General features: G+C 39.2%; 29 protein-coding genes and 1 pseudogene. 25 read left to right on the top strand and 5 right to left on the bottom strand.

The features are described from left to right. Positions 1-90: 90 nt before the first annotated feature. The 9 genes from AC4CVD_RS13615 to AC4CVD_RS13575 all read left to right on the top strand — a co-directional run bounded on the left by AC4CVD_RS13615 (position 91) and on the right by AC4CVD_RS13575 (position 5,050). Positions 91-396, top strand: coding sequence for an IS630 transposase-related protein (locus AC4CVD_RS13615; protein ID WP_000122230.1), 306 nt, complete (start codon positions 91-93; stop codon positions 394-396). Positions 397-443: 47 nt separating this feature from the next. Further along, positions 444-887: a transposase gene (locus AC4CVD_RS13610; protein WP_178929031.1), complete on the top strand. Its 444-nt coding sequence runs from the start codon at positions 444-446 to the stop codon at positions 885-887. 377 nt (positions 888-1,264) lie between these two features. Continuing rightward, the gene (locus AC4CVD_RS13605) at positions 1,265-1,675 is read left to right on the top strand and encodes a hypothetical protein (protein ID WP_490753056.1); all 411 of its coding nucleotides are present in this window, start codon (positions 1,265-1,267) and stop codon (positions 1,673-1,675) included. Then, entirely contained in the window at positions 1,662-2,732 is a 1,071-nt protein-coding gene (locus AC4CVD_RS13600; protein ID WP_490753302.1) for a DUF262 domain-containing protein, read from the top strand. Before AC4CVD_RS13605 ends, AC4CVD_RS13600 begins: the two co-directional genes overlap by 14 nt. A gap of 263 nt (positions 2,733-2,995) precedes the next feature. Beyond that, complete coding sequence (locus AC4CVD_RS13595; RefSeq protein WP_005400268.1) at positions 2,996-3,226, top strand: antitoxin; 231 nt, start codon at positions 2,996-2,998, stop codon at positions 3,224-3,226. Beyond that, positions 3,226-3,645, top strand: coding sequence for a type II toxin-antitoxin system tRNA(fMet)-specific endonuclease VapC (gene vapC, locus AC4CVD_RS13590; RefSeq protein WP_490753301.1), 420 nt, complete (start codon positions 3,226-3,228; stop codon positions 3,643-3,645). Before AC4CVD_RS13595 ends, vapC begins: the two co-directional genes overlap by 1 nt. 130 nt (positions 3,646-3,775) lie before the next feature. Beyond that, positions 3,776-3,919, top strand: a complete 144-nt coding sequence (locus AC4CVD_RS13585) for a zinc ribbon-containing protein (protein ID WP_004695201.1) — start codon at positions 3,776-3,778, stop codon at positions 3,917-3,919. A gap of 118 nt (positions 3,920-4,037) precedes the next feature. Then, positions 4,038-4,613, top strand: coding sequence for a DUF4126 domain-containing protein (locus AC4CVD_RS13580; protein ID WP_490753300.1), 576 nt, complete (start codon positions 4,038-4,040; stop codon positions 4,611-4,613). 230 nt (positions 4,614-4,843) lie between these two features. Further along, a complete protein-coding gene (locus AC4CVD_RS13575) occupies positions 4,844-5,050 on the top strand; it encodes a hypothetical protein (RefSeq protein WP_004695205.1) in 207 nt (68 codons plus the stop codon). 81 nt (positions 5,051-5,131) lie between these two features. Here the strand turns inward: AC4CVD_RS13575 and AC4CVD_RS13570 are convergent, their stop codons facing one another. Continuing rightward, complete coding sequence (locus AC4CVD_RS13570) at positions 5,132-5,485, bottom strand: hypothetical protein (protein WP_490753299.1); 354 nt, start codon at positions 5,483-5,485, stop codon at positions 5,132-5,134. 213 nt (positions 5,486-5,698) lie between these two features. On the opposite strand from AC4CVD_RS13570, the gene AC4CVD_RS13565 reads away from it, so the two are divergent. The 15 genes from AC4CVD_RS13565 (at position 5,699) to AC4CVD_RS13495 (ending at position 15,598) form a co-directional block, all read left to right on the top strand. After that, entirely contained in the window at positions 5,699-6,397 is a 699-nt protein-coding gene (locus AC4CVD_RS13565; protein ID WP_490753298.1) for a hypothetical protein, read from the top strand. Between the two features lie 107 nt (positions 6,398-6,504). Beyond that, a complete protein-coding gene (locus AC4CVD_RS13560) occupies positions 6,505-6,777 on the top strand; it encodes a hypothetical protein (protein ID WP_490753297.1) in 273 nt (90 codons plus the stop codon). A gap of 590 nt (positions 6,778-7,367) precedes the next feature. Then, the gene (locus tag AC4CVD_RS13555) at positions 7,368-7,763 is read left to right on the top strand and encodes a VOC family protein (RefSeq protein ID WP_125274689.1); all 396 of its coding nucleotides are present in this window, start codon (positions 7,368-7,370) and stop codon (positions 7,761-7,763) included. A gap of 639 nt (positions 7,764-8,402) precedes the next feature. Then, positions 8,403-9,068 (top strand): RluA family pseudouridine synthase, encoded by a 666-nt coding sequence (locus AC4CVD_RS13550; RefSeq protein WP_125280304.1) that lies wholly within the window; start codon positions 8,403-8,405, stop codon positions 9,066-9,068. A gap of 267 nt (positions 9,069-9,335) precedes the next feature. After that, positions 9,336-10,292, top strand: a complete 957-nt coding sequence (locus AC4CVD_RS13545) for an SNIPE associated domain-containing protein (protein WP_490753296.1) — start codon at positions 9,336-9,338, stop codon at positions 10,290-10,292. Between the two features lie 150 nt (positions 10,293-10,442). After that, positions 10,443-10,829 carry a ribonuclease E inhibitor RraB gene (locus tag AC4CVD_RS13540; RefSeq protein WP_004695219.1) on the top strand — a complete coding sequence of 129 codons (387 nt, stop codon included), beginning with the start codon at positions 10,443-10,445 and terminating at the stop codon, positions 10,827-10,829. Positions 10,830-11,000: 171 nt separating this feature from the next. Next, positions 11,001-11,447, top strand: coding sequence for an SRPBCC family protein (locus AC4CVD_RS13535; protein ID WP_490753295.1), 447 nt, complete (start codon positions 11,001-11,003; stop codon positions 11,445-11,447). A gap of 58 nt (positions 11,448-11,505) precedes the next feature. Then, positions 11,506-11,856: a DUF488 domain-containing protein gene (locus AC4CVD_RS13530; protein WP_490753294.1), complete on the top strand. Its 351-nt coding sequence runs from the start codon at positions 11,506-11,508 to the stop codon at positions 11,854-11,856. Positions 11,857-12,035: 179 nt separating this feature from the next. Then, positions 12,036-12,374: a zinc ribbon domain-containing protein YjdM gene (locus AC4CVD_RS13525; RefSeq protein ID WP_490753293.1), complete on the top strand. Its 339-nt coding sequence runs from the start codon at positions 12,036-12,038 to the stop codon at positions 12,372-12,374. 136 nt (positions 12,375-12,510) lie between these two features. Beyond that, positions 12,511-12,876 carry a 5-carboxymethyl-2-hydroxymuconate Delta-isomerase gene (locus AC4CVD_RS13520; RefSeq protein WP_339399478.1) on the top strand — a complete coding sequence of 122 codons (366 nt, stop codon included), beginning with the start codon at positions 12,511-12,513 and terminating at the stop codon, positions 12,874-12,876. Positions 12,877-13,108: 232 nt separating this feature from the next. Beyond that, the gene (locus AC4CVD_RS13515; RefSeq protein WP_004695228.1) at positions 13,109-13,444 is read left to right on the top strand and encodes a YegP family protein; all 336 of its coding nucleotides are present in this window, start codon (positions 13,109-13,111) and stop codon (positions 13,442-13,444) included. Between the two features lie 110 nt (positions 13,445-13,554). After that, positions 13,555-14,001 carry a YybH family protein gene (locus tag AC4CVD_RS13510; RefSeq protein WP_039889976.1) on the top strand — a complete coding sequence of 149 codons (447 nt, stop codon included), beginning with the start codon at positions 13,555-13,557 and terminating at the stop codon, positions 13,999-14,001. A gap of 98 nt (positions 14,002-14,099) precedes the next feature. Further along, positions 14,100-14,504 (top strand): NUDIX hydrolase, encoded by a 405-nt coding sequence (locus AC4CVD_RS13505; protein ID WP_490753292.1) that lies wholly within the window; start codon positions 14,100-14,102, stop codon positions 14,502-14,504. A 39-nt stretch (positions 14,505-14,543) separates the two neighbouring features. Beyond that, positions 14,544-15,281: a DUF1176 domain-containing protein gene (locus AC4CVD_RS13500; RefSeq protein ID WP_490753291.1), complete on the top strand. Its 738-nt coding sequence runs from the start codon at positions 14,544-14,546 to the stop codon at positions 15,279-15,281. Between the two features lie 23 nt (positions 15,282-15,304). Next, positions 15,305-15,598 carry a DUF1176 domain-containing protein gene (locus AC4CVD_RS13495; protein WP_490753290.1) on the top strand — a complete coding sequence of 98 codons (294 nt, stop codon included), beginning with the start codon at positions 15,305-15,307 and terminating at the stop codon, positions 15,596-15,598. Here AC4CVD_RS13495 and AC4CVD_RS13490 read toward each other — a convergent pair. From AC4CVD_RS13490 to AC4CVD_RS13475, 4 genes and pseudogenes are all read right to left on the bottom strand, one after another. Beyond that, positions 15,595-16,530, bottom strand: a complete 936-nt coding sequence (locus tag AC4CVD_RS13490; RefSeq protein ID WP_213069316.1) for a tRNA dihydrouridine synthase — start codon at positions 16,528-16,530, stop codon at positions 15,595-15,597. The genes AC4CVD_RS13495 and AC4CVD_RS13490 overlap by 4 nt on opposite strands. A gap of 62 nt (positions 16,531-16,592) precedes the next feature. Continuing rightward, positions 16,593-18,033, bottom strand: a pseudogene (locus AC4CVD_RS13485) (ATP-binding cassette domain-containing protein). Between the two features lie 455 nt (positions 18,034-18,488). Further along, on the bottom strand, positions 18,489-18,851 hold the full coding sequence (locus AC4CVD_RS13480; protein WP_114836501.1) for a hypothetical protein: 363 nt from the start codon (positions 18,849-18,851) through the stop codon (positions 18,489-18,491). A 37-nt stretch (positions 18,852-18,888) separates the two neighbouring features. After that, positions 18,889-19,698, bottom strand: coding sequence for a cytochrome C assembly family protein (locus AC4CVD_RS13475; RefSeq protein WP_087528146.1), 810 nt, complete (start codon positions 19,696-19,698; stop codon positions 18,889-18,891). A gap of 138 nt (positions 19,699-19,836) precedes the next feature. Here AC4CVD_RS13475 and ffh point away from each other — a divergent pair, with 138 nt between their 5' ends. After that, a complete protein-coding gene (gene ffh / locus AC4CVD_RS13470) occupies positions 19,837-21,243 on the top strand; it encodes a signal recognition particle protein (protein WP_010327404.1) in 1,407 nt (468 codons plus the stop codon). The last annotated feature ends 179 nt before the right edge of the window (positions 21,244-21,422 follow it).

Here is a 21,422-nt window from a genome sequence, read left to right as displayed (position 1 = left end):
TTGATTTTTTTAAAAAAAAGCCCTACATTGCATTGGGCTTTTTTTAATGATGATATAGTCAAATCATTATAAAACCAATACAATGGTGCAATGAGTTATTCAGAACATTTTAGACGTAAAATTTTAGCTAAGCTTGAGGAAGGTTATTCTATTCGAGCGGTAGCTGCACAATTTGAAATTAATAAAAATACCATTGTTGAATGGAAGAAACGTATAGAGATTAAAAAAACTCGTGTACGTAAACCTTCTAAAATTAACGATGATGCTTTACGTGAAGATGTTGAAAAGTATCCTGATGCTTATCAATATGAACGTGCTGCACGTTTTAATTGTGGTGTTTCATCTATTGGTGCTGCATTAAAGCGCTTAAATATTACAGTTAAAAAAAGACGTTAAGCCATCCTAAAGCAGATACAAAGCTTAGGGATAAATTTATTCTGCAAGTGAATGAATTAGAAAAAAACCATCCGATTATTTATCTGGATGAAAGTGGTTTTAAGTCACATGATTATAGACCTCATGGCTACTCACGAAAAGGAGTACCCTGTTTATGGCAATATAATTGGCAATTAAAGAATCAGACCAATGCCATTGGAGCAATCCATGAGGGTAAGTTATTTTCAGTCGGTTTATTTGACTGCAAAATCAATTCAGATGTTTTTCATTTTTGGATTGAGCAATTCCTCATACCGGCATTACCAGAAAATAGTGTAGTGGTTATGGATAATGCAGCATTTCATAAAAGAGCAGATATTCAGGAGTTATTGGAACAACAAGGGCATAAAATTCTTTGGCTTCCTGCATACAGCCCTGATTTAAATCCTATAGATGAGCGATATATCGTGCAAGGTGGGCATGGGTTAAACGTAAGCGTAAAGAATGGTTGATCGACTCAGTCGATGAGTTATTTCGAGTTTTTTTCGAATCTTGTATGAATAATAAAGTAGTTTGACTATATTTAAGAAATTCTAAGATGATGAAAACTGAAATAATAGATTTTATTAAAGAGCATAGCGATAGAGAAATTTATTATAAATATTAGACCTCTTGCGAAAGTATCGTTTTGCCTAATTTTTGAATTGGCTAAAACCTTATTAAATGTAGCTTTAGGCTGTTTAAATTTTGACTAACGCAATAGGTCTATTTATTAGGACAAAATGTATGGTATTTTCAAAAAGATGTAGAAAATCATAGCGAAAGATATGATGATTTTAAAAAATTTATATCAAATAAATTAAGTATTCCTTTTAATAATATTTCGATAGTGGGCAGTGCTAAGACAAAATTTAGTTTTTCACCTAAAAAAAACTTTAAAGAGTTTGGTGTGGATTCGGATTTAGATTTAATTATAGTGTCAAAATATTATTATAAGAAAATTTGGTCGGCTTATAGGAAAATCTCACAAGAAAGTTATTTGCAAAATTTTAATACCAAGACAGGGAATATATTTAACGGTTTTATTGGGATAAAAGACTCAGATAATACTTATGGAAATCAAGATTTAATTGACTGGCAACAATTAGTTCGGACATTTAAAGCTGAATTGCAATTAAGATTTTATATAAATCATGAGCTTAATTACAGAATTTATGCGGATTGGGAGTCAGTGCAAGACTATCACATGCGTGGTATTAATAAGTTAAAAGAAGGAATAGTTAAAAGTGAAATTAATTGATTTAATTGATATTCAACCGCAAAGTGTAAAATGGTTATACGATCTTAATCATAAAGGTCTATTGTTGGTAGATGATTCTTTCCAAAGAAACTATGTGTGGAATAGAAAAAATCAAGTGCAGTTAATCGAATCTATTATTATGGGATTTCCTATTCCTGAAATTTATATTTGGAATATTGGAACTGATGAGAATACTGGAGATACTAGATATTCTATTGTTGATGGACAACAAAGAACAGGTGCAATTTTTCAGTTTATATCGAATCAGTATAAACTATCCGATATTTCGCTGAAAAAAGAGAGTGGTTGTTTTGATAGAATAAAAAATAAATATTTTAAAGATTTACATGTTGATGATAAAAAAGCAGTTTGGGCATATATTTTCTCAATTCGACTTGTAAGAAATAGTGTGGATCGAGAAAGCATAGTAAAAATGTTCTTAAGATTGAATAGTAATAATTTGACTTTGAACCCTCAGGAGTTAAGAAATGCTGAGTTTGAAGGTGAATTTATGAAGGTTGTTTCGATTCTTTCTGAAAGAGATTATTGGGAATCAAATCAAATATTTGGTATTTCTGATAGACGAAGAATGAGAGATATATCATTTGTAAGTACTTTATTAGTTTTCATGAAGCAAGGCATACAAGAGGATGTAACAGAAAAAAATCTTAATAAAATATATGACTTATATAATGATGATTATCCAGATCAGCAAGATGATATAAGTAGATTCGATAGTTTATTATCTGATATAAGCCAAATAATTGATGGTGTAGAAGTTCGGAAAAAGTTCCTTAAAAAGTCTGTTCACTTATATAGTTTATTTACAGCTTTATACGCAATAACACTAGACGATACTATAAAAGATTCACAAATTGAAAACTATAGAACCTTTATAGATAATTATTCTGACGAAAAGGTGCTAAGAACAAAATTTCCAAATATCATAGATGATTTATCTATATATAAATCATTGTCCCAAGAGGGAACAAGGGCGCAAAGTAATAGACTTAAAAGGCACAATGTAATAGTTAAAGTTCTCAATTATGGAATATAATTTTTAGGATATTTGCCAAAATTCCAGTATACTCCTATCGAAATGATCAATAGATAATCATCACGGTGAGGTTATACTGGTTCTAGCATCTCTAAAACACATTAAGTACAGAAAGAATGCCTAAGCCATATGATTAAAATATTTCGCCTCTGTTTAAAAAAAATCCCAACAAGTGATAAGGCTTTTTTAGTTCAAGGGTTGATTGAAAAACACTCAAAAAATATCTATCATAAGGTATATATCAAAACTGTTGGAGTAGCCTTATGACTACCGCAAAAGTTTTTATGACTGGTCGAAGCCAAGCTGTTCGCTTACCCAAAGAATTTCGCTTTGAAGGTACAGAAGTCGAAATTTTCCGTCGTGGCGATGAAGTGATTCTGCGTGAAAAACCAGTCACCGTAGATCGGTTATTTAAAGTATTAGCTCAAATGCCGAATGACTTTTATGCAGAAGAAAGAGTGGATGAACCACCACAGGAACGAGAAGAGTTCTAATGCAGACGCAATATTTATTGGATACGAATATTTGTATCTACATCATCAAACATCAACCTGAAATTGTCCGTCAGCATTTTGAAAAACATCTCCCACATCGAAATATTTTAATTTCAGTCATTACTTTGGGGGAGTTGCGTTTTGGTGCAGAGAAAAGTCAGCAAAAAGAAAAATCCCTCAAAGTGATAGATGAATTAACCTCAATGATTCAAGTGGTTGAGTTAGATGAATATGTCGCTGATCACTATGCGCAAATACGTCACGATCTTTCATCCAAGGGGCAGATTATTGGTGCGAATGATTTGTGGCTTGCCGCGCATGCACGTGCGAATAATTGGGTGATGGTGACCAATAATGAAAAAGAATTTTTGCGTGTCGATGGATTGCAGATCGAAAATTGGGTGACTAACACCTTGTAAGACGTTTAGATTTTCTATGGAAATTATTTCTTGCCCAAATGCCATCATCATTTGTCGAAATGATCAATAGACATTCATCATAAAATGCATATACTAGTAAGACCATTTTCTAAACATATGGAGAACAAAAATGGTTACTGCTGGCGAAAAACCTGGAACAGGCTTCTATTTTTGTGTTCAATGCGGACACCGCGTCTACTTAGAAATTGGTACAGATCGTTTACCCCCGTGTACCAAATGCCAAGGCAATCAATTTAACAATAAGAATGCCTAAGCCAAAGATTTAACAGTTACCCACTGTTTAAAAGAAAAGCCCTATCACCCGATAGGGCTTTTTGCTAAGTTATAAAAAAGATAAAAACATCCCGACTTAGGCGATATAGGAAAAGTACATGGAAACCATATTAGGACTTTGTATCGGCATTGGCTTAAGTGCTGCCTGTGGCTTTCGTGTCTTTGTCCCACTCTTGGTCATGAGCCTTGCATCTATTATGGGATGGTTCGAACCCATGCAAGGTTTTGAATGGTTAAGTATGCCATCGGTATGTATCGCCTTAGCGATTGCAACTGTCTGTGAAATCGCAGCTTATTACATACCATGGGTCGACAACGCTTTAGACACCATTGCAACGCCAGCCGCGATGGTCGCAGGCACACTCACCACTATGGCAGTCAGTAGTGGGGAAATGTCGCAGTTTGCCAGTTGGGCAGCGGCAATCATTATCGGTGGCGGTACAGCAGGTGCTGTGCAAATGAGTACCGTTGCTGTCCGTGGGGTTTCAACCGCGACGACAGGCGGGGTTGCCAACCCACTGGTGTCTACAGTGGAGTGGGTCGGAGCCGTTTTACTGTCCGTGCTTTCACTACTGGTTCCAGTCTTGGTGGTGATTGTAGGCATTATTTTGGCGATCTGGGCCGTGCGTTGGTTTAAACGTAAAAAACAAGAAGGTATCAGCACACCCTTATAGTTTCAGTAGTTTTCTTATGGCATTGCTGGGTCTCTAAGTTTTAAAAATAGAGCGGCTAATTTTCGGTTATGTGGATATTAATCCTTTTAGCTGGATATGACTTAGAGTTCAGTTTCACCTTTAAAATAATGATTGATTTTCATACGGCATCCGTTTAATTTTATAAATACATACTTTTTGTATGGTTTTTTTGTGGTTGAACTTTATAAGAATTATTCGGGAAACTGTAAATGATAAAATTTATTGTAAATGAACAGCCTAGTGAAAAAGGCATCCATCATATTCATAATGCATCCTTAGGTTGTGCAGATTTACCCAGCTCGGAGGATCAAATTCTAATTGGATATTTTGCCAATTACGAACTGGCTTATAAACGGGCAAGAATGAACTGGCCCAGAGAAAAAGTCGAAGGTTGTGACAAGTGTTGTTTCAAATAGCCAAAAGCAAAAAAGCTCTGCAATTTATGCAGAGCTTTTCATTGTTGGATATGGAGGTTCTATTTTTTAAGCATTACAACATTAATGAATTTCAATTCGGGTCGTGACCTTAATTTTTCGACACTCTCGGTCAGCTTCAACTAAAGCGCGAATTTTAAAGTCAGAAAATCGTACTGCTCGGTTTTGCATAGCAAACTGTTCAGGTGTTTTAATTTCCAAACACTGAAAAGGGCGCAGATTTTTTAGGATGTGCTTTTGTTTTTCCGTCATGTTCTGTGTCGATAAGTACACATAGCCTTTGGTGGTTTTTAATAACACTTCATTTGACTGTGTTTCAGTTGAGCTGGTGACTTTAACGATATGTGTTTTTAACACTTTGCATGCACTGAGGGAAAGCGCAAGGCACAGCATCAGCAGGGCAGTTTTGGTTTTCATGATGAAGCGTATTTGAATGGTCTTTCGCCACTTTAGCCGAAAGTTTTCAACGGCAGCAATCAAAATATGACATGGATACAGTCATCTGTTTTTAATTGTAGAACATTCTACAAATAGACTTCTGTTAAATGCTAAGCTTCAGCACAGATGCCAAAAATGAAGCATTTATTAGTGTGCTCTTTTACCTACTTTATTTAAAAAATTAACAAAACTATGAAAAAACAGTTCATTCAAACTTCTCTAATGTTCGCTGCAATGTTGGGTATATCCACCAATCTCTGTGCTGAAAACTTAAGCGCAGCGGATATTCAGCGACACAAAGCCACCAACCAATACCAAGCTTACCTTTCCGCAAAATATACGGTGTATGAGGTCGTGCAAGGGGATTTAAACAAAGATGGCTTAAAAGATGTGGTTTTAATCGTCAAAGGTACAGATCCGAAACAATGGGTCACCGATGAATACCGTGGAAAACTAGATCGCAACCGCCGTGGTGTGATTGTGCTGTTGAATACCAAAGGGCACTACCAAAAAGTCGTTCAGAACCTGTCACTGTTTTCTTCAGAAAATGAAGATGGCGGTGTGTACTTTGCACCTGAGTTGGTGCCCTCTATCGAAAAAGGCCTGTTAAAACTACATTATGCCCATGGCCGTTATGGATATTGGGCCTATCAGTTTCGTTTAGAGGGGCGTGATATGCGCTTGATTGGCTATGACAGCTCCGATAATTTTGGCCCTTATGTGAACAGTGAAACCAGTGTCAATTTTCTCACGGCTAAGAAGCTGGTCAGAGAAAATCTCAACAAAGACTCGGATAGCGACCCTAAATTTAAAGAAATATGGAGCAAAGTGAGTGTTGCTCCGCTGTATTTGAGCAAAATTCAGGACATCGATGATCTGAGTCTTGAATAGTGTTGGCTTAGTTTTTGCTAACTTATATCTCAAAATGCACTTTTATGAGTGACGTGAGTCTGAGGCATCAGTCACATGACTGCTTGGATTATGTATAGGGGAAAGCGATGGAAAATAAAGAACTGTTCTTGAGTGCTGCAGAGAAACCTAAGCTGAGTACGGCTGCTCATTTGATGGCAGGTTGGCCTTTGTTTTTAGTGATGATTGGTGGTGCAATCGGTGGAGCTTTAGCCGTGGTTGCTTATGTGATTAACCGAAAAATCTATCTGTCTCAGCTCAGTAATCTGCAGAAAGTTTTAGCTAATTTACTCTGTGGTATGTCCGCGATCAGTTTGTGGTGGTTTATTGCAACTTGGTTGCAAGGTTATATGGGGACTTAAACGTTCTGAAATGATGGTGTAAAAAATGATAGAAGTTCATTTTTATGCGATGAAATAGATGATTAAAGTGTCATGATGAATATTTTTATCAAGTCTGGTTTTATTTAGGGAAATATTTTTCATCATTGCTTGAAATTAGCCGATCTTCGGAAATTCATCCCATACGAATTTGCTTAATATAGCGTTTAAGGGCACAGGAATCGAAAAGAGTAGTTTGCGACTCGTTATCTATCAGATCAGCGTCGTACTTACCCACAAGGTCTCGATTCGGCTTAGGACGCTATAGATTATCCATTTATAGGCAAAAGTTTAGAACTTACCCAGTTTTAATCGTTGAAGTTATCTCCTGATCCCTAGAAACTAAACGATAAAAACAACATGATAAAAGACACGTCCATTTAAATATTTTCTTCCATTTTAAAACTTCTATATTGCTCCGAATTTATCCCAATATTTGCTCTAACTGTGTCAAAACAAATTGGCGCTTTGGTTTGCGAAAACGGCTTTAAAAAAAATGCGATTTGATAACATTGGAACGCTTAGAGTTCTGCTATAACCATTAAAAGTCTGATAAAAAATATGGAACAACAATGAAAATATATGTCACCAGTATCATGGTCGATAGCCAAGAAAAAGCCTGTCAGTTTTATACAGAAAAACTCGGTTTTAAAGTCAAACATGATGTACCTGTGGGTGATTATCGTTGGCTGACCTTGGTTTCACCCGAAAGTCCAGAGGGTGTTGAACTGCTACTGGAGCCTGATGCACATCCTGCGGCACAGCCGTTTAAAGCTGCGATTAAAGCAGATCTGATTCCCTATACTTCTTTTCAAGTGGGTGACCTCGATGCGGAATATGAGCGACTCAAAAACTTAGGGGTACGTTTTACCAGTGAACCGATGCGGGCAGGAAAAGTTAAAGTTGCAGTCTTTGATGATACCTGCGGGAATCTCATTCAGCTGATGCAGGTCTGCGCAGGAAGTTGATTTTCTCATCTGTGATGCAGTAAAGAAATAAATCCTGAGAAAAGCGCTGTTATGTGAGAAAAAAATCATAAATACGCTGCATTTGGGAAAATATTTTTTAGATAACCTGAAAGCCAAGATTTTTTTCCAAAAATAGCTAAAAAGACTTTATCTTCGGGAAACAATCCCGCCCTTGGATTGTTAAATTATATCTCAAGGGTGTGACGGGATCGAAAAGAGTAGCATGCTACCAGTGGCGCAAAACGCGTGAGTAGTACTTACCCAAAAGGTCTTGATTCGGCTTAGGACGCTATAAATCAAAAGTTTATAGGCTATAAGATCATCACTTACAAAGTTATGATAGTTGAAGTAAACAACATGTTTTCCCAGACACCCTAAAAAATTTGAACTCGAATAAAATATAAATCAAAAAAAAATAAATTTTAATATTTCCCGCGAAAATCGAAAAATTCTGCTGTTGTAGTTTCACTTACATCATTTTATTTTAAGCTTCCAATCTAATCAGCCCTGCTAAAAAGCTGGTTTTATATGGAGTGATGGACGTCTAGGATTAAGGCTGTTTTCGATATTTTGTCAATGATTGACAGCTGAAACACAGCTTGCTATTTTTCGCGCTCGCTTTTGTATGCTGTTATTCCCATGGCTCTAAATGACAACTTTATTTATGCACCGCCCCAAGAAGACTTGGTGATCGTTTATGAAGACGATGATTTGGTGGTGATTGAAAAGCCTGCGGGCTTGTTGTCTGTGCCGGGACGTTTACCAGAACACCAAGACAGTGCCTATTTACGGGTTTTAGCTCAGTATCCACATGCCAAAATTACCCATCGTTTAGATATGGCGACCTCGGGAATTTTAATGTTTGCCAAGCACCGCGATGCCGAAGTCGCCGTCAGCAAAATGTTTCAAGCCCGCACGGTGGATAAACACTATATTGCTTTAGTTCAAGGCCAGTTGGATGCCGAAGGCTGTGTTGAAGTACCCCTGATTACTGACTGGGAAAATCGACCACGGCAGATTGTGCACTTTGAACTGGGTAAGCCTGCAAAAACGCTTTATCAAGCTCTTAGCTATGACATTGAGACCGATATTACGCGAGTTTTACTGACCCCAATTACGGGGCGTTCACATCAGCTCCGTGTGCATATGCAATATATTGGGCATCCAATTACAGGGGATAAGTTGTATCACCCTGAGCCGACACGAAGTCCATTAAAACGTATGGCTTTACATGCCAGTTTTCTCGCCTTTCAGCAGCCTTTAAGTGGAAAAGCGGTTGCGATTCATGGAAGTGTGCCATTTTAACTGTGTCACACTTTATTTATATTCTGAGAAATACTTAAAATTTGGGATATCGGTCCGTTTAAAAAAACGTTAGCGTAAGTTATGTAAGTATCCTTTTATCCAGTGTGCTTATCTTTGTTGAAATTAACATTTGAGTTTGGCTTTTGGGCCATGGTTACGACTGAATGAAAATAGGTTTGTCTGTTCCAAGGCTTACTGTTCGAATTTGATGTGTTCTTACAGCTGAGTCTTTAAAATAAAAATGACGTTCCCGTAGGGAGATAGGCCATGCTTTATGTACTCGCTGTCATTCTTGTCCTGCTGTGTGCGGTTATATGCGGGCAAAAAATACACAGCCTTGCCCAAAAAAAGAAGATTGAATCCTTAGAAAGCAATTTAGAGCGCAGTCGAAACAGTTTGGAAGTTTATGAACAGCAGCAAAGTGAATTACAACATCGGCTGACCAGTTTAAGAATTGAGCTTGGAACACTTAGACAACGCAATGAAACCTTGAGTCCTTACCAAGAAATTATTGATGTCGAACACTATGTTATTGAACGGCACAACCAAGTTGAATTGTTTGCTGAAACGGTCAAATTTGATGCTGAACAAATGCTCAAACAATGTCGGCAGCACATTGAAAAAGTACATCACTTCTTAGCGGAATATGAATGTAAAGCCAAAGAAGTTTCCATGCAGCGCGCCAGAGAAAAACTGGGTGCTTTTTTTCACATGGCTGAAGAACGACAACATCTGGCTGAAATATCGAAGGCACTACACCATAAAATTGAAACCTACAGCCAGAGTTATCAACTACCTTCGGAGCAGTTATTAGATGAACTCATCGAAGGCTATGGGAAAACGGATGCGGCCGGTCATTTACAAAAAGTCCGGCAACAAGTGATTCGTGCGGTTGAGCAAAATGACGTTGTGATCTGTGCTTTTATGGATGAACATCGACGACTATCAATGATGGTCTTGGTTTCACAGTTATTTAATACGAAAGCAGATTTTTATTTGCAACGTGTGAGCAAAGACAATCTTGGCCTTTTGATTCAAGCTTTGCAGGATGATTTTACCCTTATCAATCACTATGGTACGGCCTTTGGTCATACTCGTATACAAGACAGTTATTTGGCTTTACGCCTAGAAGAACTCAAATTTGCAGCCTTATTAGAAAGCCTAAAAAGTAGTGATTTACAGTTTCAAGCGGACATTTTAGTTGAAGATCGGGTTTTACACTAACACGGCAAAGCCAGCGTGAAATAAAGTCCAAACAACCTTCGAAAAATCAGATGTACCTGCTATAAAAATGAGCAAAATATGCTATGTTGAAGTCACTATTTTGTCACTTGCCAACGATATATTGGCTAAAAAGATAACAAGGACATACGCATGACACGTGATTATGAATTATATCCAGATGATGATAACGGAAATGTACTTTGGCAAATGGCTGAGGATGGCGACGACCTATCTGAACCGCATGAAATAGAATATTCGATTGCCTTTCAAGAGCAGTCACAAGCAGAAAAGTGTGCGTTGTATTTATTACAAGAAGAGCAAAAAATCACGTTGTTTGTCGATGAAGAAAGTGACGTATCTGAGTGGATTATTACCATTTACGTGTATATGGAACCTGAGTATTCAGATATTGTCGACCTAGAACAATGGTTTACTAAAATTGCAGAACAGTTTGGTGGTGAATATGACGGCTGGGGCTGTATGGCCTATGTCTATGACGACGAAGATGATGAGGACTATGAGCAAGGTCAAGCCTAAGAAATGGTCAAAGTTAAAGCATGTTGAAAAACATGCTTTTTTTGTTGGTGGGTAGAAAAAGACAGCAGGCCACGTTTGGCTATTTAAAAAAAAGATGCACAAAAAAAATACAGTATGTGGGTTTGAGCGTTTTAAACTAAATCTGAATATTTGAAAAGAACGAGAAAAATCATGTCAAATAGCGTCCAATTACACCGCGTATTTAGTGCGCCCATCGAGCGCGTCTATCGTGCTTTTACCACCGCAGATGCATTAGTGAAGTGGATGGCACCACACAGTTTTACCGCACATGTAGATCAGTTCGATCTGCGTGAAGGTGGTCAATATCGCATGTTTTTTACCAACTTTAGTACAGGCATGCAGCATTCATTTCATGGTGCCTATCATGAAATCGTTGAAAACAGTTTATTGCGCTATACCGATGAGTTCGATGTACCTGAACTAGCCGGTAAAATTGAAGTGCGTGTTGAGTTTAAAGAAGTATCTGTCGGTACTGAGGTCCATATTACGCAGTCTGGTTTACCTGATGTGATTCCTGTCGATGGTTGTTATTTGGGCTGGCAGGAGTCGTTGCAACTCTTGGCTTTTTTAGTGAATCCAGACATTCCCGATGAATAGTGCTTCGTCATCGTTGAACAATTGAATAAGTTGCACAAAAGAATAAAAGGAGTTTTGCATGCCAATACGCATGAAGCGGATTTATGCACCTATCGAGGCAGAGGATGGCAAACGGATTTTGGTTGATCGATTGTGGCCACGAGGGGTTTCAAAACTTGAGGCCAAAATAGATGAATGGCCAAAAATTCTCACGCCATCTAATGAACTACGGAAATGGTATCACCAAGACATGGTGGCACACTGGGATGAGTTTAAAGTCCGTTATATGAAAGAACTGGAAGCACATCCCACCGAGTTGAATGAGTTGCGCCAACTGGCAGTGCGTGAGCAGATTACTTTACTCACCGCATCCAAAGAAGAGCAGCATAACCATGTGGTGATTTTGAAGCAGTGTTTGGAACAAAAGTAAGTGTTGAGCTGATGCTATTACAGGGAAAATTTATATTTTCCTAGGCTTTATTTTATTCATCCCGTGACAAGGCTAAAGCCTTAAAATAAATAGGTGATTCGCATCGTTTTCGTCTGAAAAATGCTATATTGGCGTTTTGAGCAATGTGAATTGCTTATTTTTTTATTTTTGAGGTTTTTATGTCTTTACCCAACTGCCCAAAATGCCAGTCCGAATATACCTATGAAGATGGTGACTTGCTGATCTGCCCTGAATGTTCAAACGAATGGAAAGAGGGAGAAGCAACAGAAGAAGTGGTGGCAATTAAAGATGCCAACGGCAATTTACTTGCTGACGGTGACACGGTAACGGTGATTAAAGATTTAAAAATTAAAGGTTCGTCGTCGGTGGTGAAAGTCGGAACCAAAGTGAAAAATATTCGTTTACTGCCAGATGCCGCAGATGGTCATGACATTGACTGTAAAATTGACAGTGTCGGTGCGATGAAACTGAAATCTGAGTATGTGAAAAAAGCCTAATCCGCTGAGTTTGCAGTTCGAGATTAAAACGGAGTCAATTGGGCTCCGTTTTTTTTTCAGCCATTTTGAAAAGACATTAAGCGTTGAAACACTAGCACAGCATGCTATAAAGATAAAAACTGTTGAAGAATACGTTATGCCACATATCCACCTTGAATATTCAGACAATATCGACACCCTTGAAGTTAAGCCGATGTTATTGGCTCTAAACCAAGCTTTGCTGGATGGTCAGTTTGTACAATCGGGCAATGACATCAAAAGTCGTGCTATTCGACAGTCCGATTTTGTGATTGGGGTAGATGGCGATGCACAGGCTTATTTGCATGCCAAAGTGTCCTTATTAAGCGGACGAGATGAAGCCACCAAGTGTGCCATTTCGAGCCAATTGCTTAAAACCTTGCAGCAAAACTTTACCGCTCCTCAGGATTTAATGGTACAAATTTGTGTAGAAATTATTGAAATGCCAAAAAGCAGTTATAGCAAATTGGTATTAAAAGCATAAAATTATGAAGAGTTCCAAACCTTTATTGGGCCGATATCACGTGTCATTTAAACGGTTTGAGGCTGTCATGCGTTATTCATATAGCGCTGTTATTTTAAAAAAATAAAATCTGGGCTGGTAGTAAATGCACTTTTTTTTATAAAAGAAGTCATTTATATTTTATGAAATTGGATGTTTTTTTATTCAGTTTTGGTGGATCTACAATCACTTTAAAATAACAATAGGTGAGCTTATGTCAGGATGGTACGAAGTAAGTCAGGCAAATGATGGCCAATATCGCTTTGTTTTAAAAGCGGGAAATGGCGAGGTCATTTTGACCAGTGAACTGTATAAAGCAAAAGCGTCAGCACATAATGGAATTGAGTCGGTGCAAAAAAACAGCCCCGATGATACGCGTTATGAACGCTTAGAAGCCAAAAATGGCAAACCTTATTTTAACTTAAAGGCTGCCAATCATCAGATTATTGGTACCAGTCAGTTTTATGCCAGTGAGCAATCCAGAGATAAGGGCATTGAATCGGTGAAAAACAATGGTTCAAGTACCACGATTAAGGATTTGACGACTTAAGATCAGATTACATATTTTGCTTGTTTTAAGAATTAAAGAAAACCGCGTGTTTGCTATGGATGGCGCACGCGTTTTTTTATGCGGTTTGATTTGTAGTGTGGGAGTGCGATGTGGATTTTCGATTAGTTGGAGATGAGCATGCAGGGCATGAAATTATCTTCAAACTTAAGCAATGGGATGATGCCATTTGTAAAATGGATGTACAAAATATCATTCGTCTTTGTCAGAGTGATGTCAGCTTGTTTGATATTGGGTTTGAGCTGCAAGGTGTGCAAGCCTATCAAGAATTGTGGAGACGATATGCCCCATTTTTTCAGGGGGAAATCAAAGTGTTTAGGCGTAACATCAATATTTTTAGTCGTGACGGTTTAGCTTTTTTACATTGTTATTCTAAATTGGATCATGCCAGTGGTGTTGCAACTCCAGAGATTCCTTGGTGCAGAACCACGCTATGTTTTCAAAAAACGGCAGGTGAGTGGTTGGTTGCCCATCAGCATATTTCGGTGCCTGTGGACTTTGAAACTAAAATGTCAAAGCCGATTTATTTTCCAGACTGAGTTCGACTAAAGCGTTGGCTTGGGTACAGATTGAGCCACCTCCGTTTTGCTGGGCTATGTTTGAATGACAACATGAACAACTTAAGAAGAAGGTATCTATGGCATTTCAAGACTTTTACCGACTGAGTTCTCATGCGGTGCTAACCAATGATGCAGGACAGGTTTTATTACTGAAAGCCAATTATGCCGATCAGGCTTGGGGACTACCCGGTGGAGCCTTGGATATGGGAGAAACTATTCATCAGGCTTTGCTGCGTGAGTGCCAAGAAGAACTCGGTTGTCAGGTTCAGATCGATTATTTATCGGGTGTGTACTTTCATTCGGCAGTGACCTCGCATGCCTTTATTTTTAGATGTCATTTGGCTGCATCTGCTGAGATCAAGCTCAGTGATGAACATACGGCCTATGCTTGGTTTGATCTAGATCAGCTGTCGAAGGTACAACGGATACGTGTTGAAGATTGTTTAAATTATATAGGTATCGTGCAGAGCCGAAGTTTTTGAGTGCAAGATTAAGATTCCTCTGAAGTGGAGTGAGTGCATATGTTGAATAATAAGATCATAAAACGAAATAGTCCCATTATTGGTGTGTTGCTGATGAGTGCCTTGAGCCAGTTGACTCATGCTGAAACGGGTAACTATTTTATGCATAAAGACTGGGAACTTGCCTGTGATAATACGGGCATGTGCCGTGCGGTGGGATATCAAAGTGATGCTCAGTTTGGTCATCCAGTTTCATTGCTGATTTCTCGTCCTGCAGGTGCAGGCAGCGCGGTGCTCACCCAAGTTCAAGTGGCTGAGGAGTTTACGCAGGATACTGAAGCCAGTTTAAATGTAGGAGGAACATCTCTGGGTAGCCTGACCATTGATGCCAAGAAAAGTACCGCGAAACTGTCCAGTGCTCAAAGTGCGCAGTTGCTAAAGGCCTTGGTAGGTGCAGAAGATATTCGTCTCACGACCCAAGCACAGCAATGGCAAATTTCAACTGCTGGGGCAAATGCAGTTTTGCTCAAAATGGATGATATACAAAAGCGTGTAAATACACCGAACGCGGTATATCAAAAAGGCAATCAGTCTGAGCAAAATGTTTTACAGCCCAAAGCCATCCCCAAAATTGGCATCACGGGATACCGACCTGCGGTTGCCAGTCACTTTGCCGTGGACAGTAAAAATGCCAACCAACTCTTTAAAAAGTTAAAAGCAAAAACAGATCAACAAGACTGTCCAAATTTATATGAAGCACGGTTTTTGAGGAAGATCGGGTTTCAGTCTATCCGCTGAATGCAGAGCAAGTGGTGGTTCAAGTGCCATGTTGGCGTGGAGCGTACAATGAAGGTCTAGGTTATTGGGTTATGGACAAAGCATTGCAAAAGATTCAGCAGCAAGTCACCACATCAGGCTCAAGTTTTAGTGAGGCGCAAATTTTCTCAGAGCAAAAAGGTCGGGGTATCGCAGACTGTGGTATTCGTTCCGAGTGGGCTTGGAATGGAAAGGCTTTTGTCCTCAGTTATCAGGCACAATCGCAGCAATGTAAAGGCTTTGCAGGTGGTGCGTGGAACTTACCCACTTTTGTTGCGATCGTTGCGCGAACGGATTAAGTCGCGCTTGCATTTAGTTTAAGAATAATGTCATCTAGCGGCTTGATACGTTTGACTTCTTCCCAGAGGGCTTTGGCTTCAGGATAGTGTTTAGACATCATGCCCAACCATTGCTTATAACGTCCGACCATATTCATTTCTTTTTTATAGCCGCCGTTTAAAAAACGGATTTGTAAGGTCCGTAGCTCATTCCATGTGAGTAAAGGTGTGTCGATATTTTGACGAATACACTGGGTCAAATCGGGTGTGGTCACGGCACCACGTCCAATCATCAAATCTTCACAACCAGACTCTAAGCGACACTGTTTCGCGTCTGCATTGTTCCAAATTTCACCATTGGCAATCACATTGATCTTCAATGCTTCACGAATCGGACGGAGCTGATCCCAAAAAGCGGGTGGGGTATAACCATCGGCTTTGGTACGTGCATGCACGGTAACCCATGCTGCACCTGCATCTTCAATGGCATGAGCATTGTCCAACATAAAATGTCGGTCCATATAGCCTAAGCGCATTTTTGCAGAAACAGGAATATGTGCAGGAACCGCATCACGTACTGCTTTGACCAGTTCATGCACTACTTCTGGTTCATCTAAAAGTACCGAGCCACCACGATGACGGTTCACGGTTTTGGCTGGACAGCCAAAGTTCATATCAATGGCGGGTGCACCGAGTTTCACTGCACGGATGGCATTGGCAGCCAACATTTCAGGGTCATTGCCCAAAAACTGCACATGCACGGGTGTTCCTGCCGCCGTTTTTCCGCCATTGAGTAATTCAGGGCAATACTGGTGGTAAATATGATCGGGTAACACCGAATTGGTCACACGGATAAACTCGGTCACACACCAGTCGAAGCTACCTACAGACGTGAGCACATCACGCATGATTGGGTCGGTTAAGCCTTCCATTGGTGCAAGAATGAGTTTCACAGCGGTGTCACCAGTCAAATAGAAAAACGGTGTTATACGCAAATCCGATCACGCTGTCTAGTCTAATGCGTTTGGGTTAAATCGAAATAGTTTTGAATCTGTGTCTCCTCGACAAAGGTGTTATCATGCGAAACTAAAATAACCGCCCCTGTAAAATCGCGAATAGCCTGTGCCAACAGTTGTCTTGAGTCGATGTCGAGATGATTTTCGGGTTCATCCAGTAGCACTAAGTCCACAGGCTGTGCTGCGAGACTGATACACAGTAAAGCTACTTTGTGAGTTGTTCACCGCCACTGAGTAGTGAGATGGGAAGCAGAGCTTTATCTCGACGAATTCGAAGTTGCCCCAATTGATTCCGACACGCCTCATCGGACAAACACGGATTCAATAACTGTAAATTGTGTACCGCATTCAGTTCTGGATTCAGTAGGCTAAAGTTTTGATCTAAATATAACGATGCTCCTCGCTTGACAATGTCTCCCGATTGAATATGACTATAATTTTGAATGGCACGAAGTAGGGTCGACTTACCTGAACCATTTTGGCCGCGCAGTTGGATTTTTTCTCCGCTATGTAAGGCAAAAGAAATAGGGGAGATAGAGAGTGCTGCTAAAACCACTTCTTTTAAACGAAGAATTTCACCAGTTTGTTTAGGTTGAAAATGGAAATCAAACTTTTGTGACTTAATCTGTTCTAGTTGCTGCTGTTTGTTTTTGAGCTCATCTTGCGCTTGTTCCTTTTGGCGAAGTTGTTGCTGCTCGACTCCCGATAAGGTTTGACTCGCACGTTCTTTTTTAAAGTCGAGCAGGATTTTGGCTAGGATCAATACTCGGTATAGTTGCAATGGAAGTGTTGCAAACCAAAATCATTTAAAACATAGGTATTGGAGATTTGATTTAACAATGTGCGGTCGTGACTAATGACTAAACAGCCCGCAGGATGCTGAAGGATTTTTTGACTTAACCATGCACGACTTGCATGGTCTAAGTGATTACTGGGCTCATCAAGAAGTAAATAATGCTCAGTTTGTAAAAAAAGGCGACACAGTGCCAGTTTTGTTTTCTGACCTTCACTCAGTTGAGAAACTGAGCTAGATAGATCTGTAGGTAAGTTTGCACTATTTAGCAATTTCAACTATTCAGTGGGTTGATGCCATGCATGTTCGACGCGGTCATAGTCTTCAAAGCTCGCAGTTGATTGTTCAATACGTTGAAAACTTGCATGTAAGTCAGCAATGTTAAGGGCTTCGGCAAGTGTACAGTTGCTTAAACGCTCGAGCTGACTTAAGTAGGAAAATGGCATACGCCAAATCACTTCGCCACTCGCATAATTGGGCATGTGCGCCTGAGTGAGTAGCGACATTAATATTGATTTGCCTTGACCATTGCGTCCGATCAGAGCTGAACATTGGGCAGCGGGCAATTCAAAGTTTAAATGCTGAAAAAGCGGTTCATGAGCAAATTGAACGCTGAGATCTTTTGCAGTACAGACCTGTTGGGTCATTGAAGACTCCTTTATACAGGACATACAAAATAAATTTTTATAGAGATATAGAGCAGTAAAGAAGTTTATTTTGCACGTCAGAAAACAAATAAATTAGATTTGACGGAAAATAAGACTTACTTCATTGGCGTTACTCTAAAATAGAAGAAGGGAGATATTTAGCCAGTATAGCAGGTGAATAAAAAATCATCCATTTCATTATCTTTCTTATGTACTTAAGGTTTATCAATCAATGCTATTGGTTAGGTAATCTTGTCATACACTAGTCGAAGCTTCCTGTAGATGTGAATACAACCCGCACGATTGGTTAAGTGAGGCTTTTGTGAGTGCGTGGATGAGTTTCACAGTGGTGCTATACGTTTTTAGTAGGGGTGATACGAATAGATAACTAAAATATTGTAGAGTGGTTGGGGGAGCTTTTAGTGTTATTTTACATAAGCTCTATTCTGTAAACTTTATGGAAAATTATTAACTTTTTTCATATTTGTTAGAATTTTTATACTATCCATATAAGTGTGAATGTAAGTATATTCATAACAAATTTTTTCCCCTTGTCTTATTTCTCCAGAGTATTTTATATTCTGATGCACATCAAATTCAGGATCAAAATTAAATTTATCTATTTCCTTTTGATTATTCTGTATTACAAAATACTCCTGACTAAATCTAGCTTTTGTTGACTCAATGCCCAAAAAGTAGCCATAATTTTTAATTTTATTTGTTGAGTTTATTGCAGAATATAATTGTTTTTTATGAAAAAAATCGCTGTAAACCCATATAATTAAAGTGAATGAAAATGCTACAAAGAAAAATTTCATTATAAGTTTAATTTTCCTAAAATTAACATAAAAGACTTTATCGACCTAAAATCATTTCCAATACAAACTTAGAACCGATAAAACCGACAGCCAACAAGAAGAATCCAATTAAGGTAAAACGAATCGCTTTTTGACCGCGCCAACCAAAACGGTAATGTCCGATGAGTAAAGCCCCGTACACAAACCAAGAAATAATACTAAAAGCGGTTTTATGTGCCAGATGTTGGGCAAAAAAGTTATCGATGGTAAAGAAACCAAACACCAACGCCACGGTCAGTAAAATAAAACCCGTTTTAATTAAATCAAACAGTAAAGATTCCATGGCTTGAAAAGAGGGCAGTAAGTTGACCCAAAAGCGTTTCTTTTGTTTGTTCTTTAACTCACGATCTTGGAACCATAAAATCACGGCTTGTATGGTTGCCATGAGTAGCACCGCATAGGCGGACAGCGACAAAATAATATGAATATCTAAACCCAATGAGCGCTGTTCAATAAATTGAGTGGACTGACTAAAGGCAAAACCTAAAATGAGTCCTGTAGCAGCCACAGGAATGCCAATCAGGTTCAAAGCTAGAATTGGACGATAAGTGCTATAGAGTAGACTGAGTAACAACATTAGCCCAGATGTAAATGACATTAAGACAAAAACATCATAATTCACCCCCATTGGTGTGAGCATGTCATGGTACAAAACAGTTGCATGCAGTAATAAGCCTAAGCCTAAAATAATGCCAATAAACCAATGGTTTGGATCACGTTTAGCCATTAACTTGAGAAACAAATACCAAAAAGAGGTGGTATAAGCGACTAATGCTAAGATGGTGTAAACCAAGGGCAGGCTAATCATGTCAAACCTTTTTCAGGATGATGAATATTCATTTATATAAATTCGGTGCGAACTACAGTATCCTATAGCATTCTATGCATAAATTTTCTATTTTAAGAAAGATTTTTTTGCAACTAGCAATTTTAAGCGGATTTTGCAATGTTTGATACCTTAACGGAACGACTCACGCAGAGTTTAAGAAATGTTACTGGCTCTGGGCAGCTAACCGAAGACAATATTAAAGATACCCTACGTGAAGTACGTATGGCACTTCTTGAAGCCGATGTTGCACTTCCTGTAACTCGTGAATTTATCGCGAAAGTTAAGGAAGAGGCGTTGGGTCAAGAAGTCATGACTCAATTATCGCCGGGCCAAGCATTTGTTAAAATCGTGCATGACGAATTAACAAAAATGATGGGCGAGGCAAATGAAAGCCTTGATCTTGCAGCAAAACCTCCTGTTGTAGTCCTACTCGCGGGCTTACAAGGTGCAGGTAAAACAACAACGGCTGCAAAACTTGCTCGCTTCTTACAAGAACGCCAAAAGAAAAAAGTAGCAATGGTATCTGCCGACGTTTACCGTCCAGCAGCAATTAAACAGCTACAAACCGTTGCAGGTGAAGTTGGCGCGATTTTCTTTGAATCGAGTGCTGACGAAAAACCGATTACCATTGCAACGCGTGCAATTGAACAAGCCAAAATTCAGTTTGCGGATGTCTTGATCGTCGATACAGCAGGTCGTCTACACGTAGACGATGAAATGATGGACGAGATCAAAGAACTTCATGCGGCCATAAAGCCAACTGAAACTTTGTTCGTGGTTGATGCAATGACCGGTCAGGATGCGGCAAATACAGCCAAAGCCTTCAATGATGCACTGCCATTAACGGGTGTGATTCTGACCAAAACTGATGGTGATGCGCGCGGTGGTGCAGCGCTTTCAGTACGCGCAATCACAGGTAAGCCAATCAAATTCTTAGGTATGGGCGAAAAGCTTGATGCCTTAGAGCCATTCCATCCTGAACGTGTTGCACAGCGTATCTTGGGTATGGGTGATGTACTTTCTTTAGTCGAAGAGCTTGAACGTAAAGTCGACAAAGAAAAAGCCGAAAAAATGGCGAAAAAACTGCAAAAAGGCGGCAGCTTCAACTTTGAAGATATGCTAATGCAGTTTGAACAAATGAATAAAATGGGCGGCATGATGGGCTTCTTGGATAAGCTGCCTGGCATGAGCAATGCAGGGATTCAAGATGCGTTGGCGCAAGCGAACCCTGAAAAGCAAGTGAAAAAGATGGAAGCGATTATCCAATCGATGACCATCAAAGAGCGCCGCAATCCAGACCTCATGAACCCAAGCCGTAAAAAGCGCATTGCAGCAGGCTGTGGTATGGATGTTGTTGAAGTCAATAAGTTGATTAAACAACATGCGCAAATGGCGAAAATGATGAAGAAATTTGCCAATCCATCGGGTATGGCAAAAATGATGAAATCATTAAGCGGTATGCAAAAACAGTTTGGTGGTGGCGGCGGAATGGGACCATTATTTGGTGGGAACGATAAGAAGTAATCTGCTTCTTACCATTTCAGAAAAAGGCGCGTTGAGCGCCTTTTTTTTGTTGTTTTGTAAGTCATGGAAATTATTGTGTGCGTTTTCAATACCGTCGCTTAATAACAAAAACGCACTGTTTATGGCTTGAAAGTTGCGTAAAATTTATTCTTTTCAAACATTATAATAAGAAGTTGAAA

Source organism: Acinetobacter sp. LipI_23 (assembly GCF_058243045.1).
Note: the sequence above shows the minus strand (reverse complement) of the source record. Positions and strands in the feature narration are given on the sequence as shown.

Bases quoted from the DNA above. Each gene is read 5' to 3' on its own strand.
- AC4CVD_RS13615 (WP_000122230.1), top strand. From the start codon at position 91: ATGAGTTATTCAGAACATTTTAGACGTAAAATTTTAGCTAAGCTTGAG.
- AC4CVD_RS13595 (WP_005400268.1), top strand. From the start codon at position 2,996: ATGACTACCGCAAAAGTTTTTATGACTGGTCGAAGCCAAGCTGTTCGC.
- vapC (WP_490753301.1), top strand. From the start codon at position 3,226: ATGCAGACGCAATATTTATTGGATACGAATATTTGTATCTACATCATC.
- AC4CVD_RS13585 (WP_004695201.1), top strand. From the start codon at position 3,776: ATGGTTACTGCTGGCGAAAAACCTGGAACAGGCTTCTATTTTTGTGTT.
- AC4CVD_RS13580 (WP_490753300.1), top strand. From the start codon at position 4,038: ATGGAAACCATATTAGGACTTTGTATCGGCATTGGCTTAAGTGCTGCC.
- AC4CVD_RS13575 (WP_004695205.1), top strand. From the start codon at position 4,844: ATGATAAAATTTATTGTAAATGAACAGCCTAGTGAAAAAGGCATCCAT.
- AC4CVD_RS13570 (WP_490753299.1), bottom strand. From the start codon at position 5,485: ATGAAAACCAAAACTGCCCTGCTGATGCTGTGCCTTGCGCTTTCCCTC.
- AC4CVD_RS13565 (WP_490753298.1), top strand. From the start codon at position 5,699: ATGAAAAAACAGTTCATTCAAACTTCTCTAATGTTCGCTGCAATGTTG.
- AC4CVD_RS13560 (WP_490753297.1), top strand. From the start codon at position 6,505: ATGGAAAATAAAGAACTGTTCTTGAGTGCTGCAGAGAAACCTAAGCTG.
- AC4CVD_RS13555 (WP_125274689.1), top strand. From the start codon at position 7,368: ATGAAAATATATGTCACCAGTATCATGGTCGATAGCCAAGAAAAAGCC.
- AC4CVD_RS13550 (WP_125280304.1), top strand. From the start codon at position 8,403: ATGGCTCTAAATGACAACTTTATTTATGCACCGCCCCAAGAAGACTTG.
- AC4CVD_RS13545 (WP_490753296.1), top strand. From the start codon at position 9,336: ATGCTTTATGTACTCGCTGTCATTCTTGTCCTGCTGTGTGCGGTTATA.
- AC4CVD_RS13540 (WP_004695219.1), top strand. From the start codon at position 10,443: ATGACACGTGATTATGAATTATATCCAGATGATGATAACGGAAATGTA.
- AC4CVD_RS13535 (WP_490753295.1), top strand. From the start codon at position 11,001: ATGTCAAATAGCGTCCAATTACACCGCGTATTTAGTGCGCCCATCGAG.
- AC4CVD_RS13530 (WP_490753294.1), top strand. From the start codon at position 11,506: ATGCCAATACGCATGAAGCGGATTTATGCACCTATCGAGGCAGAGGAT.
- AC4CVD_RS13525 (WP_490753293.1), top strand. From the start codon at position 12,036: ATGTCTTTACCCAACTGCCCAAAATGCCAGTCCGAATATACCTATGAA.
- AC4CVD_RS13520 (WP_339399478.1), top strand. From the start codon at position 12,511: ATGCCACATATCCACCTTGAATATTCAGACAATATCGACACCCTTGAA.
- AC4CVD_RS13515 (WP_004695228.1), top strand. From the start codon at position 13,109: ATGTCAGGATGGTACGAAGTAAGTCAGGCAAATGATGGCCAATATCGC.
- AC4CVD_RS13505 (WP_490753292.1), top strand. From the start codon at position 14,100: ATGGCATTTCAAGACTTTTACCGACTGAGTTCTCATGCGGTGCTAACC.
- AC4CVD_RS13500 (WP_490753291.1), top strand. From the start codon at position 14,544: ATGTTGAATAATAAGATCATAAAACGAAATAGTCCCATTATTGGTGTG.
- AC4CVD_RS13480 (WP_114836501.1), bottom strand. From the start codon at position 18,851: ATGAAATTTTTCTTTGTAGCATTTTCATTCACTTTAATTATATGGGTT.
- AC4CVD_RS13475 (WP_087528146.1), bottom strand. From the start codon at position 19,698: ATGATTAGCCTGCCCTTGGTTTACACCATCTTAGCATTAGTCGCTTAT.
- ffh (WP_010327404.1), top strand. From the start codon at position 19,837: ATGTTTGATACCTTAACGGAACGACTCACGCAGAGTTTAAGAAATGTT.